Genomic DNA, 14,035 nt, shown 5'->3' on the forward strand with positions numbered 1-14,035 from the left:
CCGACCTTGGGCTCTGCCCAGCTGGTCCGCCTGAAAAGAACCGTGCGCGACGAGCAGCTTGGCTCCTCCATCTCACCCATCAGCATCGAGCCGGGCTGCCACTCGCGCCACCCTCGATCATCCTGACAGGCTCGCAGCCAACCGGCTGCGGGCCCGCTGGTGCTGCTCTTTGACAGCGCACAGATCAACTCACCGTCATCCGACCCTCTGCCCGTCATGGCCGGCCCTGTGCCGGCCATCCCGATCCGGTGAGGCGCGGCGTTCCAAACGACCGAGATCACCGGGACAAGCCCGGTGATGACGACCGAGGGTGGCAGGGAGGCCAAGACCCGCCATCTTAATCTGATAGGCGCAATGCCCCACAGCGGCGGAAGCAGCGGCACAAGTCCGGTGATGACAAGGGGGCACAAAGCCGTCAAAGAAGGGCGGCGACCCTTAAGGATCCCGACCATGCCGACCGAGATGCCCGCCCCGTCCCTCGCCGAGCTGCGCCAGGAGATCGACCGCATCGACGAGGCGATGCACCGGCTGCTCATGGAGCGCGGCACCATCATCGACCGGCTGATCGCGTCCAAGAAGGCCTCGGCGACGGGCCTTGCGTCGGCCTTCCGTCCCGGCCGAGAGGCCTCGATGATGAAGGCCCTGGCCGAACGCCACCAGGGGCTGCTGCCGCTCGACACGGTGGAGAGCATCTGGCGGGTGATCATCGGCACCTTCACCTATGTCCAGTCCAGCTACACGGTCCATGCGGACATCTCGGGCGGGGACGCCCCCATGCGCGATTCCGCCCGGTTCCATTTCGGCTTCACGGTGCCCTACGCGACCCATCCGAGCGCCGCCGCGGTGATCGAGGCGGTTGCGGCATCCGGCGGCGATCTCGGCATCTTCCGGCTCGACCAGGGGGCGACGAGCGGCGCCTGGTGGCGCACGCTCGCCGACCGGCGCCGTCCGAAAATCATTGCGCGCCTGCCCTTCATCGAGCGGCCCGACCATCCGGCCGGCACCCCGGTCTTCGTCATCTCGAAGCCCCTGACCGATGCGGCCGTGCGCGACGTGGTGCTCTACGCGGCCCAGTTCGAGCGCTGGCACAGGGGCGCTAACGAGGCCCTGATCGCGCTCGGCGGCGAGGTGGTGGCGAGCGCGGCCGACACCAACGGCTTGTCGGAGCTCATCGCGGTGCCCGGTGCCGTCGAACCCGCGCAGCTGCGCCAGGCCCTGACCAAGGCCGGCGCGAGCCTCGCCCAGCTCGCCGAGATCGGCAGCCATGCCGAACGTTTCCACGTGAAATGAAATTCGACCTGCGCTAGAGCCTGTCTCACCCACCGACCGCGAGGAAGTGAAGTCACGATGCCCGTCCATCCCCAACCCCGCCCCGGCGTCATGCAGATCGACGCCTACGTGCCCGGCAAGAGCAAGGCCGCAGGGGTTGCCAAGGTCCATAAGCTCTCCTCGAACGAGACCCCGCTCGGCCCGTCGCCCAAGGCCATGGAGGCGATCCGGACCTTCGAACACCTCGAGCTCTATCCGGACGGGGCGTCGACCCGGCTGCGGGAGGCGATCGCCGCCCGGTACGGGCTCGATCCGAACCGGATCATCTGTGGGGCGGGCTCGGACGAGCTGCTCGCGCTCATCACCCATGCCTATGTGGGGCCCGGCGACGAGGGCATCTTCACGGAGCACGGCTTCCTGGTCTACCGGATCGCGATCCTGGCCGCCGGCGGCACGCCCGTGGTGGCGCCGGAGACGAATCTGCGCACGGACGTGGACGCGATCCTCGCAAGGGTGACGGAGAAGACCAAGATCGTCTTCCTGGCCAATCCCAACAACCCGACCGGCACCTACATCCCGTTCGACGAGGTCAAGCGCCTGCACGCGGGACTGCCGCCGCACGTGGTGCTGGTGCTCGACGCGGCCTATGCGGAATATGTCCGGCGCAACGATTACGAATCCGGCCTCGAGCTCGTCGCCACGTCCGACAACGTGGTGATGACGCGCACCTTCTCGAAGATTTACGGCCTCGCCAACCTGCGCCTCGGCTGGATGGTGGCGCCCGCCCATATCGCCGACGCGGTCAACCGCATCCGCGGCCCCTTCAACGTCAGCGGCCCCGCCATGGCGGCCGGCATCGCGGCGATCCAGGACGAGGCGCATGTCGCGACGGCCGTCGAGCACAACGAGCGCTGGCTCGCCTGGCTTACCCGGGAGATCGAGGCCCTGGGCCTGAAGGTCACGCCGAGCGTCGGCAACTTCCTGCTGATCCATTTTCCGCAGGAGGAGGGCCGGACCGCGAAGGATGCCGACGCTTTTCTCTCCGGTCGCGGCCTGATCCTGCGCCGGATCGACGCCTATGGCCTGCCCCATGCCCTGCGCCTGACCGTGGGCAGCGAGGAGGCGAACGGTCTCGTGGTGGCGGCGCTGCGCGATTTTCTGGGTGGCCACCATGCCTGAGCGACTCGGCCCGCCCCGTCAAACGCCCCTCTTCGAGCGCGTCGCCCTCGTGGGCCTCGGGCTGATCGGCTCGTCGATCGCCCGCGCGGCCCGGCATCTCAATCTGGCGCGCACGATCGTCGCGGTCGATGCGAGCGAGGCCGTGGTCGAGCGCGTCCGGGAGCTCGGGATCGCCGACGAGGCGACCGCCGATGCGGCGGCGGGCGTGCGCGATGCGGATCTCGTGATCCTGTGCGTGCCGGTCGGGGTCTGCGGCCAGGTTGCCGAGGTCATGAAGCCGGGCCTGAAGCCCGGCAGCATCGTGTCGGACGTGGGCTCCGTGAAGGGCTCCGTGATCGCGCAGGTGCAGCCGCATCTGCCGGGCGGCGTGTCCTTCGTTCCGGCGCATCCGGTGGCCGGCACGGAGCATTCCGGCCCCGATGCCGGCTTTGCCACGCTCTTCCACAACCGCTGGTGCATTCTCACGCCCCCGGAGGGGACCGACGAGACGGCCGTTGGGCGCGTGCGCGCCTTCTGGGAGGCCATGGGGTCCAACGTGGAAGTCATGACGGCGCAGCACCATGATTTGGTTCTCGCCATCACCAGCCACGTGCCGCACCTGATCGCCTACAACATCGTCGGCACGGCGGCGGATCTCGAGACCGTCACGCAGGGCGAGGTGATCAAGTTCTCGGCCGGCGGCTTCCGCGACTTCACGCGCATCGCGGCGTCAGACCCGACCATGTGGCGCGACGTCTTCCTGCACAACCGGGAAGCCGTGCTGGAGATGCTGGGCCGCCTCAACGAGGACATCGCGCTGCTCGCCCGCGCCATCCGGTGGGGCGAGGGCGACAAGCTCTTCGACCTCTTCACCCGCACCCGCGCCATCCGCCGCGGCATCATCTCGTCCGGCCAGGAAACGCCGGAGCCGGATTTTGGCCGCCGGCGCGAGGACAAGAGTTAGTTCGTTCTCCGCCCGGCCGTGACGGGGCGGGAGCGCATCAATACAGCGGCTGCAGCCTGACGTTCGGGATCACGAAGGGGCCCATGGCCAGGAAGCCGTTCTCGAGCCGCAGGGGCGGCAGGGAGGCGAGCTGGGGCTTGGCATTGGGCTGCGCGGCGTTGGCCCGCGGCCCCTGGCCCAGCAGCATGCCGAGAAGGTTGCCGCCGACGCGCCCGCCGGTCAGGTTGCCGAGAAGCCCGTCGAGGCCCGCCGCCGCGACCGTGAGCTGGCCGGCCGGCCGGTGCTGCTCGTCGAGGCGCAGCTCGCCCTTGGTCTCGATCTGGCGCGGGCCCTTGGCGGCCGAGAGCATCAGGATGTCGAGCTTTCCGCCGGCGTTGCGCCAGAGCTCCAGCTCCTCGGCGATGGTGCCGCCCTTGAAGCCGTCGGCCTGGGTCACGGTGACGTCCGCGTTCAGGTTGGTGGCCTCGGGGCCGCCCACGAGAGCATCGAGGATCGGGATCCGCGCCTCCGTGACCGAGGCCGCGACATCGCCCGCGAGCTCCGCGCGCCGGGAGGGATTCGGGCGCACGTGAAGCTCCAGGTGCTTGCCCGATCCGGCGATCTCGCCGGCGCCGAGGCCCGTGACCGTCACCTGAGGGGCGTTGGCGGCGAGCGACAGGCGCTGCAGGCCCGTCTGGGACGCGTTGATGCTGGCCTGCAGCAGATCCCAGCGGCCGTTGACCGTCACCGTGCCGTCCGTCACCCGCAGCGGGCCGGCGACCTCCAGGATGATCCGGCGGGGCTGGTAGACCTGCGCAACCGCCTCGGTGCGCCCGAACGAGGCCGAGACGGCGCCCCGCTTCAGATCGAGGGTATCGCAGATGATTTCGATGCGGAATGGGTAGCCGGCGATGGTGCGGTCGCCGCAGGTCCATTGCCGCCCGCTGCGCGCCTCGGCGGCGATCCAGCCGTCGAGCGCGTCCGCGGTGCGTCCGCGGATCACGAACCAGGCGACGCTCCAGGCGATGGCGACGAGCAGCAGCAGAACGAAGGGCGTGTAGAGCCAGAACCGGCTGCGGCGAACATTCCCCGTCGGGGCGGCCTGATCCATGCGTCATCTCCTGTTGTGCTGGTGTGTGGTTACTGGTAGCGCCGGATGCAGGCAAGCGTCGGGCGGGGTGACATGAAGGAGCTCACGGAGGATTTATGGGTTTTCGGCTACGGCTCGCTCATGTGGCGGCCGGGCTTCCCTCATCTCGAGCGGGTCCACGCCCATCTCTACGGCTACCATCGGTCGCTCTGCGTCTTCTCCCATGTTCACCGCGGCACGCCGGAGCATCCGGGCCTCGTCCTGGGGCTCGACCGGGGCGGGCGCTGCCACGGGGTGGCGTTCCGCGTCGCGCCGGAGGAGGCCGAGGCCACGATCCGGTACCTGCGCGAGCGCGAGCAGGTGACCTCGGTCTATCGCGAAAGGCATCTGCCCGTCAGGCTGGCCGATGCGCGCCGGGTTCGCGCGCTAGCCTACGTGGTCGACCGCAATCACGGCCAATATGCGGGCCGGCTGTCCGATGAGGAGGTCTTGCGGCTCGTGCGCCAGGGACAGGGCATTTCCGGACGCAATCCCGATTACGTCCGCTCCACCTATGACCACCTGATCGGCATGCACGTGGTCGACCCGCTGCTGCACCGAATCGTGGACGCGCTCGATCAGCAGTCCTGAGTCTCGTTCTCGCGCAGGTCCTCGAAGATCGCGCGGCGGTCGTCCTCGGTGGCTGCGAGGCGATGGATGTGGAGTTCGGTGGCGCCCCGCTCGCGGACCTTGGCGAGCCATCGTATCCGGGGCTGCTCGCTCGGATCGGACGCGGCCATCGCGGCATCGACCACGATGCCAATGCCCGCGGAGTCCCGCTTCACGGCAAGGATCACCGCGTCGGTGACGTCGAGAAGCTCCGTCTCGTTCAGCGGATGCACGCCGACGATGTAGCGGCGTCCCGAACGGCCGCGCCAGGAACTCAGAGTGGAAGAGGAGCGAAGCCCTGCGGTCGCCCGTAGCCGTTCCTCGTGCACGCCAGCCCTCCGCATTCGGTCGTTGCGGAGATCCCGCATGGCCGCATTCCAGGATATGGTTCGTTTGTTCGCCATATGTTCTTATATGTAAGAACGGACGCGTGAGTCGTCAAGATTGCTGAAAGCTTGGCTGAGCTTGGGTTTGCGCGATTTTGTGCGCTTTCGCACCCCTCTGTCGGCAGCGGTCCCGTGCCGGGGATCTCAGAGACGAACAATGCCATGAATCGAAGGGCGCAAGGGCCTGGTCCCGAACTCGCAAAAGGCTGCTCCGCAGCGGCCTCGTCAGACCTTCGACAGCGATGCCTCGGAGGTGGATGCGGGACCGAGGCCGAGTTCCTTGCGGCCTTCTTCCAGGAGCCGGTTCGACGACGTCTCGATCCGCTCCTGCACGAGCCTGAAGAACTCCTCCCGGGGCAGCCCGGGGGCGATCGGATCCTGAACCTCGATCCGCACCGTCCCGGGGCGGCGGATGAACTGGCGGCGCGGCCAATAGAGGCCCGAATTCATGCCGATCGGAACGCAGGGAAAGCCGAGATTCTGGTAGAGATGGGCCACGCCGTACTTGTAGGCCGGAGGAGCGCCCGGCGGGCGGCGGGTGCCCTCGGGAAAGATGATGATCTGGCGGCCGTGCTGGGCCTCGTCCTTGGCGCGCGCGGTCATCTGGACCAGGGCAAGCGAGCCGGCCTTGCGGTTGACCGGCACGCAGCGCGCCTTCGCCAGATACCAGCCGAAGAAGGGGATCCACATCAGCTCGCGCTTGAGGATGTAGGTCGGGTCGTCGAGGATCGTCACCAGGGCGAAGGTCTCGAGGAACGACTGGTGCTTGGCCGCCACCAGGGCGCCGCCCGGCGGGATCTTCTCGCGGCCCGTGATCACGACCCGGGTTCCGGCGATCACGCGCAGAAGCCAGATCGAGGTCCGCCCCCACATCTTGACCAGTTCCATGAACATGCGGCGGGGCACCAGGACGCCCGGGATCAGGATGATCAGCCACAGGACCAGGTTGGCGTAGAAGGCGACGTTGAACAGCAGGGAGCGGACGATCAGCATGGCTTCTTGGAAAACGAAAAGCGGAGCATGGTGCTCCGCGGGCCGCGCACCATAGAGGGTTTTTCGTCGGGGCTCTAGCGCCAGAGCGGCTCAGCGAGCATCTGCGCCTTGATGGGGGCTCCGCCGCTGATGATTCTCGCCACCGAGGAGCGCTCCGGATCGCCCTCGAACCGGGTCCGGACCCAGACGGCCAGGAACTTCAGGTATTCGGTGAAGATCACCCGGGCCACGGACGGATTGTGCCACCACTCGTGCGGATCGATGGTGGCCGCGACCGGATAGGGGATCTTCTGGCGGTTCGGCAGGGCGTGGTCGAGCTCCACGAGGGTGCGCGGCATATGGTAGTTCGACGTCACCACGATGATGGCGTCGAACCCGTTCGCTTCGGCCCAGCGCCGGGTCTCGATGGCGTTGCCGATGGTGTTGCGGGCCCGGTAGTCGAGGTCCACGCAGCAATCGAACAGCCGCCGCTGGCCCGGGTTGAGGCGGGCGATCTGGTCGCGGCTGGTGTTCTCGTTGACGCCGGAGATCAGGAGCCGCTTGGCATAGCCCTTGGCGAGCAGGTCGATGGCGTCGCCGATCCGCTGAGCGCCGCCCGTCATGGCGACGATCCCGTCGGCCCGCGTCTCGGGGGGCTGCTCGAACCGGTCGAGGTGATAGACGAATCCGAGGAACCCGAGGAAGCCGGCGACCAGGACCGCGATGCAGCTCCAGAACCCGAAGGCGAGCAGGCGGTTCACCGGCGAGCGTCGGACAGGATGCTTAGCCGTTGGCGACATGGTCCAGCCCCAGCCCAAGGCATCTGTGGACTCCATGGCGCCCGGCGCACTCCAACTCTGCGTTCGCGAGGTCATCCTGGACGACATTAACGGAGATTGCGGCAATGGAGAGGCAACCCCTTCGGTTTGGGTCAACTGTCACCATCAACCATTTTCATTAAGAAAACGTCTCACGGTCAAGCGCGAGACGATGCCCGTGATGAGGGCGACGAGCAGCGCGATAAGGACCACCACCGCGTAGCCGCTCCAGCTGATGGTAAAGGCGCCGAAGAGCGCTTCGAGCTGGTCGCCCGTGGGGCTGGCCCGCCACGAGCGGGTCACGAAGCCCAGGGTCAGGGTGAGGACCAGGGCGGCGGCCGCCCCGATGGCGCTGCCCCGCAACCCCAGGCGGAAGAAGCGGCGCTGGAACTCCCTGGCGATGAAGTCGTCGTTCGCGCCCACGAAATGGAGCACCTCCACCACCTCCCGGTTGCCCGCCATGGCGCCCCTCGTGGCGAAGATCACGGCAAGGCCCGCGGCCACCAGCACCAGGGCGACGAGAAAGACCCCGACGCCGATGATCGTGTTGGCCATGGTCGAGAGCCGGGACACCCAGAGGGCATGATCGTCCAGGGACGCGCCGGGCACCTCCCGCTGCAGGGATTGCCGCAAGGGTCCGAAATCGGGCTTCGCGTCCTGCTTGATCTTGATCACGATCAGGCGCGGAACCGGCAGATCCTTGAAGTCGAGGCCGGTTCCGAGCCACGGCTCGAGAAGGCGCTCCGATTCCTCCTTCGAGAAGGCCTGGGCCTGCTCCACGCCCGGCGCCTGGCGGGCGAGCGCCACGGCGCGGTCCACGTCCTGGTCGATCGCGCGTTGCGGATTCGGGCGGATCTGGATCGTGACCTCCCGGGCGATCTCCGAGCGCCATTGGGCGGAGGAGGCCGAGACCAGTTCGGCGCCGCCGGCGCAGAGCGCGGCGAGAAAGGTCAGGATGGCGATGACGGCGGCGAGCGCCTGCCCGCCGGCCGAGTCCACTGGGACGAGTGGGGCGTTCCGGCTCAAGGATGCGGGCAGAGACCGCTTCTGCCCGTCGGGCGCGGCTGCCTTCCTCGGGCGGGGTTGGGACGCGGCGCTCATCCGCTTCACTCGTCGATATGCAGCTGGCCGTCGCCGAGCACGAGGCGGCGCACGTCGAGCTGATCCATGAGGCTGAAGTCGTGGGTCGCGATAACCACCGAGGTTCCGAGCCGGTTGAGCTCGATGAACAGGCGCAGCAGGCGTCGGGCGAGCGACGGATCCACGTTGCCGGTCGGCTCGTCGGCGAGCAGCAGATCGGGGCGCACGATCAGCGCGCGGGCGATGGCGGCGCGCTGCTTCTCGCCGCCCGACAGCACCGGCGGCAGCATATGCATCCGGTCGCCCAGCCCCACCCAGCGCAGGAGCTCCACGACCTCCGCCCGGTAGCTCGATTCCTCCTTGCCCTGCACCCGCAGCGGCAGCGCCACGTTCTCGTAGGTGGTCAGGTGGTCGAGGAGGCGGAAATCCTGGAACACCACGCCCATCCGGCGACGCAACGACGTCAGTTCGTCCTTGGAGATCCGCGAGACGTCCTCGCCGAACAGGGAGATCAGACCGCGGGTCGGCTTCACCGACATCAGGATGAGCCGAAGCAGGGTCGTCTTGCCGGCGCCCGACGGGCCGGTGAGGAACTGGAAGGAGTTCGGCTCGATGGAGAAGGTCAGGTCGCGCAGGACCTCGGGCCCCATGCCGTAGCGCACGCCCACATTCTCGAAATGCACGGCCGCCGCCATGCTCTCATCGTCGTCCTCGTGGTGAAACGCCCTCACGCGTGCTCTAGCCATCCTTGGAGGTTGCCGGTTCTTGTGGCGGACGAAGGCCGCGATTCGCCTTCTTATCGCCCCTGTATGGTTAGCAAGCCATAAACTTGCGGGCCCTGGACGCAAAGCGAGGGTTTCGCGGGACATTGCCGCAGGAGGGAAGGGGGATCGTGCTTCAAGAAGCCCTCCCGCGTCATCATCTGCCCTGTGCCGGCGATCCCGGACAGGACAGCAAAACCCGCCCGTCACCCGCGAAAACCATGGAGTCCGTTTGACATCCCGGGCCAAGCATGGTCGTGAAGGGGAAAGCACTAGGGCCTCCCATTCTTTGCTGGATTGATGACGATGAGCACTGCCCCCCGCATCCGGGTTCTCTTCGACGAAGACACGATCGCCAAGCGCAACGAGGCGCTGGCCCAGGAGATCGCGGCCGCCAAGCCGCAGAACCTGCTCGTCGTTGCCGTGCTCAAGGGCAGCTTCATGTTCGCCGCCGACCTGATCCGTGCCCTGCACCGCTCCGGTCTCGCCCCGCAGGTCGAGTTCGTGCACCTGTCGAGCTATCTCGACGGCACCGTCTCAACCGGCAACGTGACGATCCTGCGGGACGTGGAGAGCGACGTGCGCGGCCGCGACGTGCTGCTCGTGGACGACATCCTCGAGTCGGGCCGGACGGTGACCTTCGCCAAGGACCTGCTGATGGCCCGCGGCGCCAAGAGCGTGAAGACCGCGGTGCTCCTGGAGAAGCCCGGCAAACGCGCCGTGCAGATCCACCCGGATTACGTGGGCTTCACCTGCCCGGACGTGTTCGTCGTCGGCTACGGCATGGACGTGGCCCATTCCTACCGCCAGCTCCCCTTCGTGGGCGTGGTCGACCACCTCGACAAGAGCCCCGACCTGTTCGACAAACCGGAATGATCAGCCGTTGAGCCGCCAGATCGTCCCGTTGAGCAGGGTCGCATAGGCCACCCAGGCGAGATAGGGCAGGAGGAGGAGGCCGGCCGTGCGGTCGAGCCTCCAGAAAGCGCGGATCGTCGCCAGGATCGCCACGATCAGGGCCGCGATGACCACGAGGCCCGCGAGCGGGCTCTTGCTGCCGAAGAACGCGAAGGACCAAAGCCCGTTCAAGGTCAGCTGCACGAAGAACGCCACGATGGCCGCCCCGCGGCCGGGCCGGTTCTCCGGAAGGCTGAGGATGCGCCAGAGCGCATAGGCCATCAGGGCATAGAGCAGGGTCCAGGCGACAGGGAAGGCCCAGTTCGGCGGCGTGAAGCCGGGCTTCTGCAGGGCCGCATACCAGCCCGGGATGTTCGGCTGCGTGATGAGGCTTGCCGAGACCGCCACGGCGACCACCGGCAGCACGCTCACCAGGAAGCGCGGCAGCCGCGGCATTGCATGGCTGCCCGGCGCAGTTTGGTCTGTATGCATGCTCGAATTCCCTCTATGAGGTGCGCATCATTGTCCCTGTGACGCAACCTGTCACGCTTGCGGAGGTTCCCTCATGTCGCCATCGCGTTCCCCATGGTCGAAGCGCAGCCTGACCGCTCAGGCCATGGGCCATGTGGATCCGATCACGAAAGCGATCGTTCCGCCGATCCACGTGACGACCACCTATATCCGCGACGAGGACAACGCCTACTCCTCCGGGTTCGTCTACGGCCGGCCGGACAATGCCACGGTCCGGGAGGCGGAAGAGGTTCTGGCCATGCTGGAAGAGGCCGAGGCCGGCGCCCTGCTGTTCTCCTCCGGCATGGCGGCCGCCACCGCCGTGTTCCAGGCGCTCGATCCCGGCGATCACATCGTGGCCTCCAAGGTCATGTACTGGGCGCTGCGCAGCTGGCTGACGACGGAGGCCGTGCGCTGGGGCCTCAAGGTCGATTTCGTCGAGACGGACAACCTCGATGCCCTGCAGCAAGCCGTGAAGCCCGGCGAGACCAAGCTGGTCTGGATCGAGACGCCCTCGAACCCGCTCTGGACCATCACCGACATCGCGGCCGCCGCCGCGATCGCCCATGCGGCCGGGGCCCGGCTCGCGGTCGATTCGACTACGGCCTCGCCGTATCATACCAGGCCGCTGACGCTCGGCGCCGACATCGTCATGCATGCGGCCACCAAGGTGCTGAACGGCCATTCCGACGTGGTGGCCGGCGTGCTCGCGGGCGCCAAGGCCGACGCTTTCTGGGCGCGGGTCGCGTCGGTCCGCAAGATGCAGGGCGCTATCCTCGGGCCGTTCGAGGCCTACCTCCTGATGCGCGGCATGCGCACGCTCCACGTCCGGGCGGCCGCCCAGGCGCGGAGCGCGCTCGACCTGGCGCAGCGGTTCTCAGGCCACCCGAAGGTTGCCCGCGTGCTCTATCCCGGCCTGCCGCAGCATCCGGGCCACGACATCGCGGCCCGGCAGATGGAGAACGGCTTCGGCTACATGCTGTCGATCCAGGTCTCGGACGGGGAGGCCGCGGCGATCCGCACGGCCGCCCGCGTGGGCCTGTGGAAGCGCGCGACGTCGCTGGGCGGCGTCGAGAGCCTGATCGAGCACCGCGCCTCCATCGAAGGTCCCGGCACCCCGTGCCCGCCGGACCTCCTGCGCCTCTCCACCGGCATCGAGGACGTGGAGGATCTGTATCGGGATCTCGATACGGCTCTGCGGGGCTGACGGTCCTCCCGCGTCATGGCCGGCACTAGCACGAGGCCGGGGCCACGGGGCCAGCGTCGGGCTGCCTTGTCCCCGTTCTTCGGCCCCGTTAGCCAGCTATCTTGATCCTGTCATAAAACCTGTGCTTCTCTCGGCTAGACGCGAATGCAATTCGCCAAAAGACACGCCAAGGGAAGACCATGACACAATCCATCACCCGCCGCCGCGTCCTCCAGACCGGCGTCGCCGCCGCCGCCGTTACCGGCATGCCCCGGTTCGCCTTCGCGGCCGGCCCGGTCGTGAAGCTCCGCGTCATGGAGACCACCGACCTCCACGTGAACATCTTCCCGTACGACTATTATCGCGATGCCGCCGACGATACGGTGGGCCTGGCGCGCACCGCGACGCTCGTGAAAGGGGCCCGGGCCGAGGCCAAGAACAGCCTGCTGTTCGACAACGGCGACCTGATCCAGGGCTCGCCGCTGGGCGACTTCGTCGCCTATCGCCGCGGCATGAAGCCGGGCGACGTGCATCCCATGGTGGCCGCCATGAACGAGCTCAACTACGATTGCGGCACCCTGGGCAACCACGAGTTCAATTACGGCCTGGACTTCCTTCAGAATTCGCTCGGCGCCGCAAAATTCCCGCTGGTCTGCGCCAACGTCATCAAGGCGAACGGCGAGACCCTGCTCAAGCCCTGGCTCGTCCTCGATCGCGAATTCGTCGATGAAGCCGGCGCCAAGCAGACGCTCAAGGTCGGCGTGATCGGCTTCGTTCCGCCGCAGATCGTGCAGTGGGACAAGGCCAATCTCGACGGCAAGGCCACCACCATCGACATCGTCGATGCCGCCACCAAGTATGTGCCGGAACTCAAGAAGGCTGGCGCCGACATCGTCGTGGCGCTCTGCCATTCGGGCATCGCCGGCGGCGAGCGCAAGGGCGGCGAGGAGAATGCCGCGCTGCACCTCGCCAAGGTCGAGGGCATCGACGTGATCCTCACGGGTCATCAGCATTTCACGTTCCCGGGCGGCAAGGAATTCAACAACATTCCCGGCGTCGACGTGAAGGCCGGCACGCTCCACGGCAAGCCGGCCGTCATGGCCGGCTTCTGGGGCAGCCATCTCGGCCTTGTCGATCTCGAACTCACCAAGGAGGGCGACGCCTGGAAGGTGGCGAATTTCCGCACCGAGGCGCGTCCCATCTACGACCGTGTCGACCGCAAGATCGTCGCGAAGGTCGATTCGGACGCGGCCATCATGGCGGCCGCCCAGGCCGGCCACGACGCGACCCTGAAATACGTGCGCGAGCCCGTCGGCACCACGGCGGTTCCGATCCACTCCTACTACTCGCTCGTGTCGGACGACGCCTCCGTGAAGCTCGTTGCCGAGGCGCAAGCCTGGTACGTGGCCGATCAGCTCAAGGCCTCGCCCTTCAAGGACCTGCCGATCCTCTCGGCGGCGGCGCCCTTCAAGGCCGGCGGCCGCGGCGGTCCCAACTACTTCACCGAGATCAAGCCCGGCCCGCTCGCCATCAAGGACATGGCGGACATCTACATCTACCCGAACACGATCCGCGTGGTGAAGGTCACGGGCGCGCAGGTGCGCGAATGGCTGGAGCGCTCGGCCGGCATCTACAACCAGATCGATCCGGCCAAGGGCGGCGAACAGGAGCTCATCAACCAAAAGTTCCCGGCTTACAATTTCGACGTGATCGCGGGCGTGCAGTACAAGATCGATCCGACTCAAGGATCGCGCTACGACGACAACGGCAAGGTCGTGAATGCCGATGCGCACCGCATCAAGGACCTGACCTATAACGGCAAGCCCGTGACGGACGATCAGCAGTTTCTCGTGGTGACCAACAACTATCGCGCCGGCGGCGGCGGCAACTTCCCCGGAGCGGACGGCACCACCATCGTGTTCGAGGCGCCGGACCTCACCCGCGACGCGATCATGCGCTACATCGTCGAGAAGAAGGAAGTGGCCCCGAAAGCCGACGGCTCCTGGTCGCTCGCGGCGCCCGCGGGCGTCACCGTGACCTTTACCACCGGTCCGAATGCCGCCAACTACCAGCCGGCCGGCATCAAGGTCGAGAAGATGGGCGACGCCCCGGAGGGTTTCGTGAAGTACCGCATCGTGAGCTGATCCTCACGCAAGCAGGATAGGGAGGCGGCCGGGCGCGAGCCCGGCCGTTCTGCTTTCAGGATCCTGCGGACAGTAAACCCATCACGTGGATGTGACCGGTCGTGCGTCATTGCAGGGATGGCCGGGAATAGAGGCATCGTCGCGCGTCATGTCACTGAACGCAAATCGCAATTCTC

General features: G+C 67.3%; 14 protein-coding genes. 7 read left to right on the forward strand and 7 right to left on the reverse strand.

The genetic code is table 11. The features are described from left to right. The first annotated feature begins 450 nt into the window (after nucleotides 1-450). From KBI52_RS20280 to KBI52_RS20290, 3 genes are read left to right on the forward strand one after another with little or no spacing between them, the layout of a single operon-like run. Complete coding sequence (locus tag KBI52_RS20280; protein ID WP_173949878.1) at nucleotides 451-1,290, forward strand: chorismate mutase; 840 nt, start codon at nucleotides 451-453, stop codon at nucleotides 1,288-1,290. 57 nt (nucleotides 1,291-1,347) lie between these two features. After that, nucleotides 1,348-2,448 carry a histidinol-phosphate transaminase gene (hisC, locus tag KBI52_RS20285; protein ID WP_210811029.1) on the forward strand — a complete coding sequence of 367 codons (1,101 nt, stop codon included), beginning with the start codon at nucleotides 1,348-1,350 and terminating at the stop codon, nucleotides 2,446-2,448. Continuing rightward, nucleotides 2,441-3,391, forward strand: coding sequence for a prephenate/arogenate dehydrogenase family protein (locus KBI52_RS20290; RefSeq protein ID WP_173949880.1), 951 nt, complete (start codon nucleotides 2,441-2,443; stop codon nucleotides 3,389-3,391). Before hisC ends, KBI52_RS20290 begins: the two co-directional genes overlap by 8 nt. 37 nt (nucleotides 3,392-3,428) lie before the next feature. On the opposite strand, the gene KBI52_RS20295 is transcribed toward KBI52_RS20290, so the two are convergent. After that, the gene (locus tag KBI52_RS20295) at nucleotides 3,429-4,481 is read right to left on the reverse strand and encodes a DUF2125 domain-containing protein (protein ID WP_173949881.1); all 1,053 of its coding nucleotides are present in this window, start codon (nucleotides 4,479-4,481) and stop codon (nucleotides 3,429-3,431) included. 72 nt (nucleotides 4,482-4,553) lie between these two features. Between KBI52_RS20295 and KBI52_RS20300 the strand changes: the two genes are divergently transcribed. Further along, nucleotides 4,554-5,090 carry a gamma-glutamylcyclotransferase gene (locus KBI52_RS20300; protein ID WP_247654529.1) on the forward strand — a complete coding sequence of 179 codons (537 nt, stop codon included), beginning with the start codon at nucleotides 4,554-4,556 and terminating at the stop codon, nucleotides 5,088-5,090. Here the strand turns inward: KBI52_RS20300 and KBI52_RS20305 are convergent. The 5 genes from KBI52_RS20305 to ftsE form a co-directional block, all read right to left on the reverse strand. Next, nucleotides 5,078-5,476 (reverse strand): hypothetical protein, encoded by a 399-nt coding sequence (locus tag KBI52_RS20305; RefSeq protein WP_247654530.1) that lies wholly within the window; start codon nucleotides 5,474-5,476, stop codon nucleotides 5,078-5,080. The two genes, KBI52_RS20300 and KBI52_RS20305, sit on opposite strands and share 13 nt — an antisense overlap. Nucleotides 5,477-5,719: 243 nt before the next feature. Further along, complete coding sequence (locus tag KBI52_RS20310; RefSeq protein ID WP_210811043.1) at nucleotides 5,720-6,487, reverse strand: 1-acyl-sn-glycerol-3-phosphate acyltransferase; 768 nt, start codon at nucleotides 6,485-6,487, stop codon at nucleotides 5,720-5,722. Between the two features lie 74 nt (nucleotides 6,488-6,561). Further along, nucleotides 6,562-7,266 (reverse strand): YdcF family protein, encoded by a 705-nt coding sequence (locus KBI52_RS20315; RefSeq protein ID WP_247654531.1) that lies wholly within the window; start codon nucleotides 7,264-7,266, stop codon nucleotides 6,562-6,564. A gap of 144 nt (nucleotides 7,267-7,410) precedes the next feature. After that, nucleotides 7,411-8,385 carry an ABC transporter permease gene (locus tag KBI52_RS20320; RefSeq protein WP_173949886.1) on the reverse strand — a complete coding sequence of 325 codons (975 nt, stop codon included), beginning with the start codon at nucleotides 8,383-8,385 and terminating at the stop codon, nucleotides 7,411-7,413. A gap of 5 nt (nucleotides 8,386-8,390) precedes the next feature. Continuing rightward, nucleotides 8,391-9,059 carry a cell division ATP-binding protein FtsE gene (gene ftsE / locus KBI52_RS20325; protein WP_210811125.1) on the reverse strand — a complete coding sequence of 223 codons (669 nt, stop codon included), beginning with the start codon at nucleotides 9,057-9,059 and terminating at the stop codon, nucleotides 8,391-8,393. Nucleotides 9,060-9,431: 372 nt separating this feature from the next. Between ftsE and hpt the strand changes: the two genes are divergently transcribed. Next, on the forward strand, nucleotides 9,432-10,001 hold the full coding sequence (hpt, locus tag KBI52_RS20330) for a hypoxanthine phosphoribosyltransferase (RefSeq protein ID WP_173949887.1): 570 nt from the start codon (nucleotides 9,432-9,434) through the stop codon (nucleotides 9,999-10,001). Here hpt and KBI52_RS20335 read toward each other — a convergent pair whose 3' ends face one another. Further along, nucleotides 10,002-10,511, reverse strand: a complete 510-nt coding sequence (locus tag KBI52_RS20335) for a TspO/MBR family protein (protein ID WP_173949888.1) — start codon at nucleotides 10,509-10,511, stop codon at nucleotides 10,002-10,004. It abuts the gene before it with no gap. 73 nt (nucleotides 10,512-10,584) lie between these two features. Between KBI52_RS20335 and KBI52_RS20340 the strand changes: the two genes are divergently transcribed. Together KBI52_RS20340 and KBI52_RS20345 are read left to right on the forward strand one after the other, a co-directional pair. Continuing rightward, the gene (locus tag KBI52_RS20340) at nucleotides 10,585-11,736 is read left to right on the forward strand and encodes a PLP-dependent aspartate aminotransferase family protein (protein WP_173949889.1); all 1,152 of its coding nucleotides are present in this window, start codon (nucleotides 10,585-10,587) and stop codon (nucleotides 11,734-11,736) included. Between the two features lie 179 nt (nucleotides 11,737-11,915). Further along, nucleotides 11,916-13,859 (forward strand): bifunctional 2',3'-cyclic-nucleotide 2'-phosphodiesterase/3'-nucleotidase, encoded by a 1,944-nt coding sequence (locus KBI52_RS20345; RefSeq protein ID WP_210811046.1) that lies wholly within the window; start codon nucleotides 11,916-11,918, stop codon nucleotides 13,857-13,859. Nucleotides 13,860-14,035: the final 176 nt, after the last annotated feature.

It is taken from the genome of Microvirga sp. HBU67558 (assembly GCF_018069605.1).
GTDB classification, from domain to species: domain Bacteria; phylum Pseudomonadota; class Alphaproteobacteria; order Rhizobiales; family Beijerinckiaceae; genus Microvirga; species Microvirga terrae.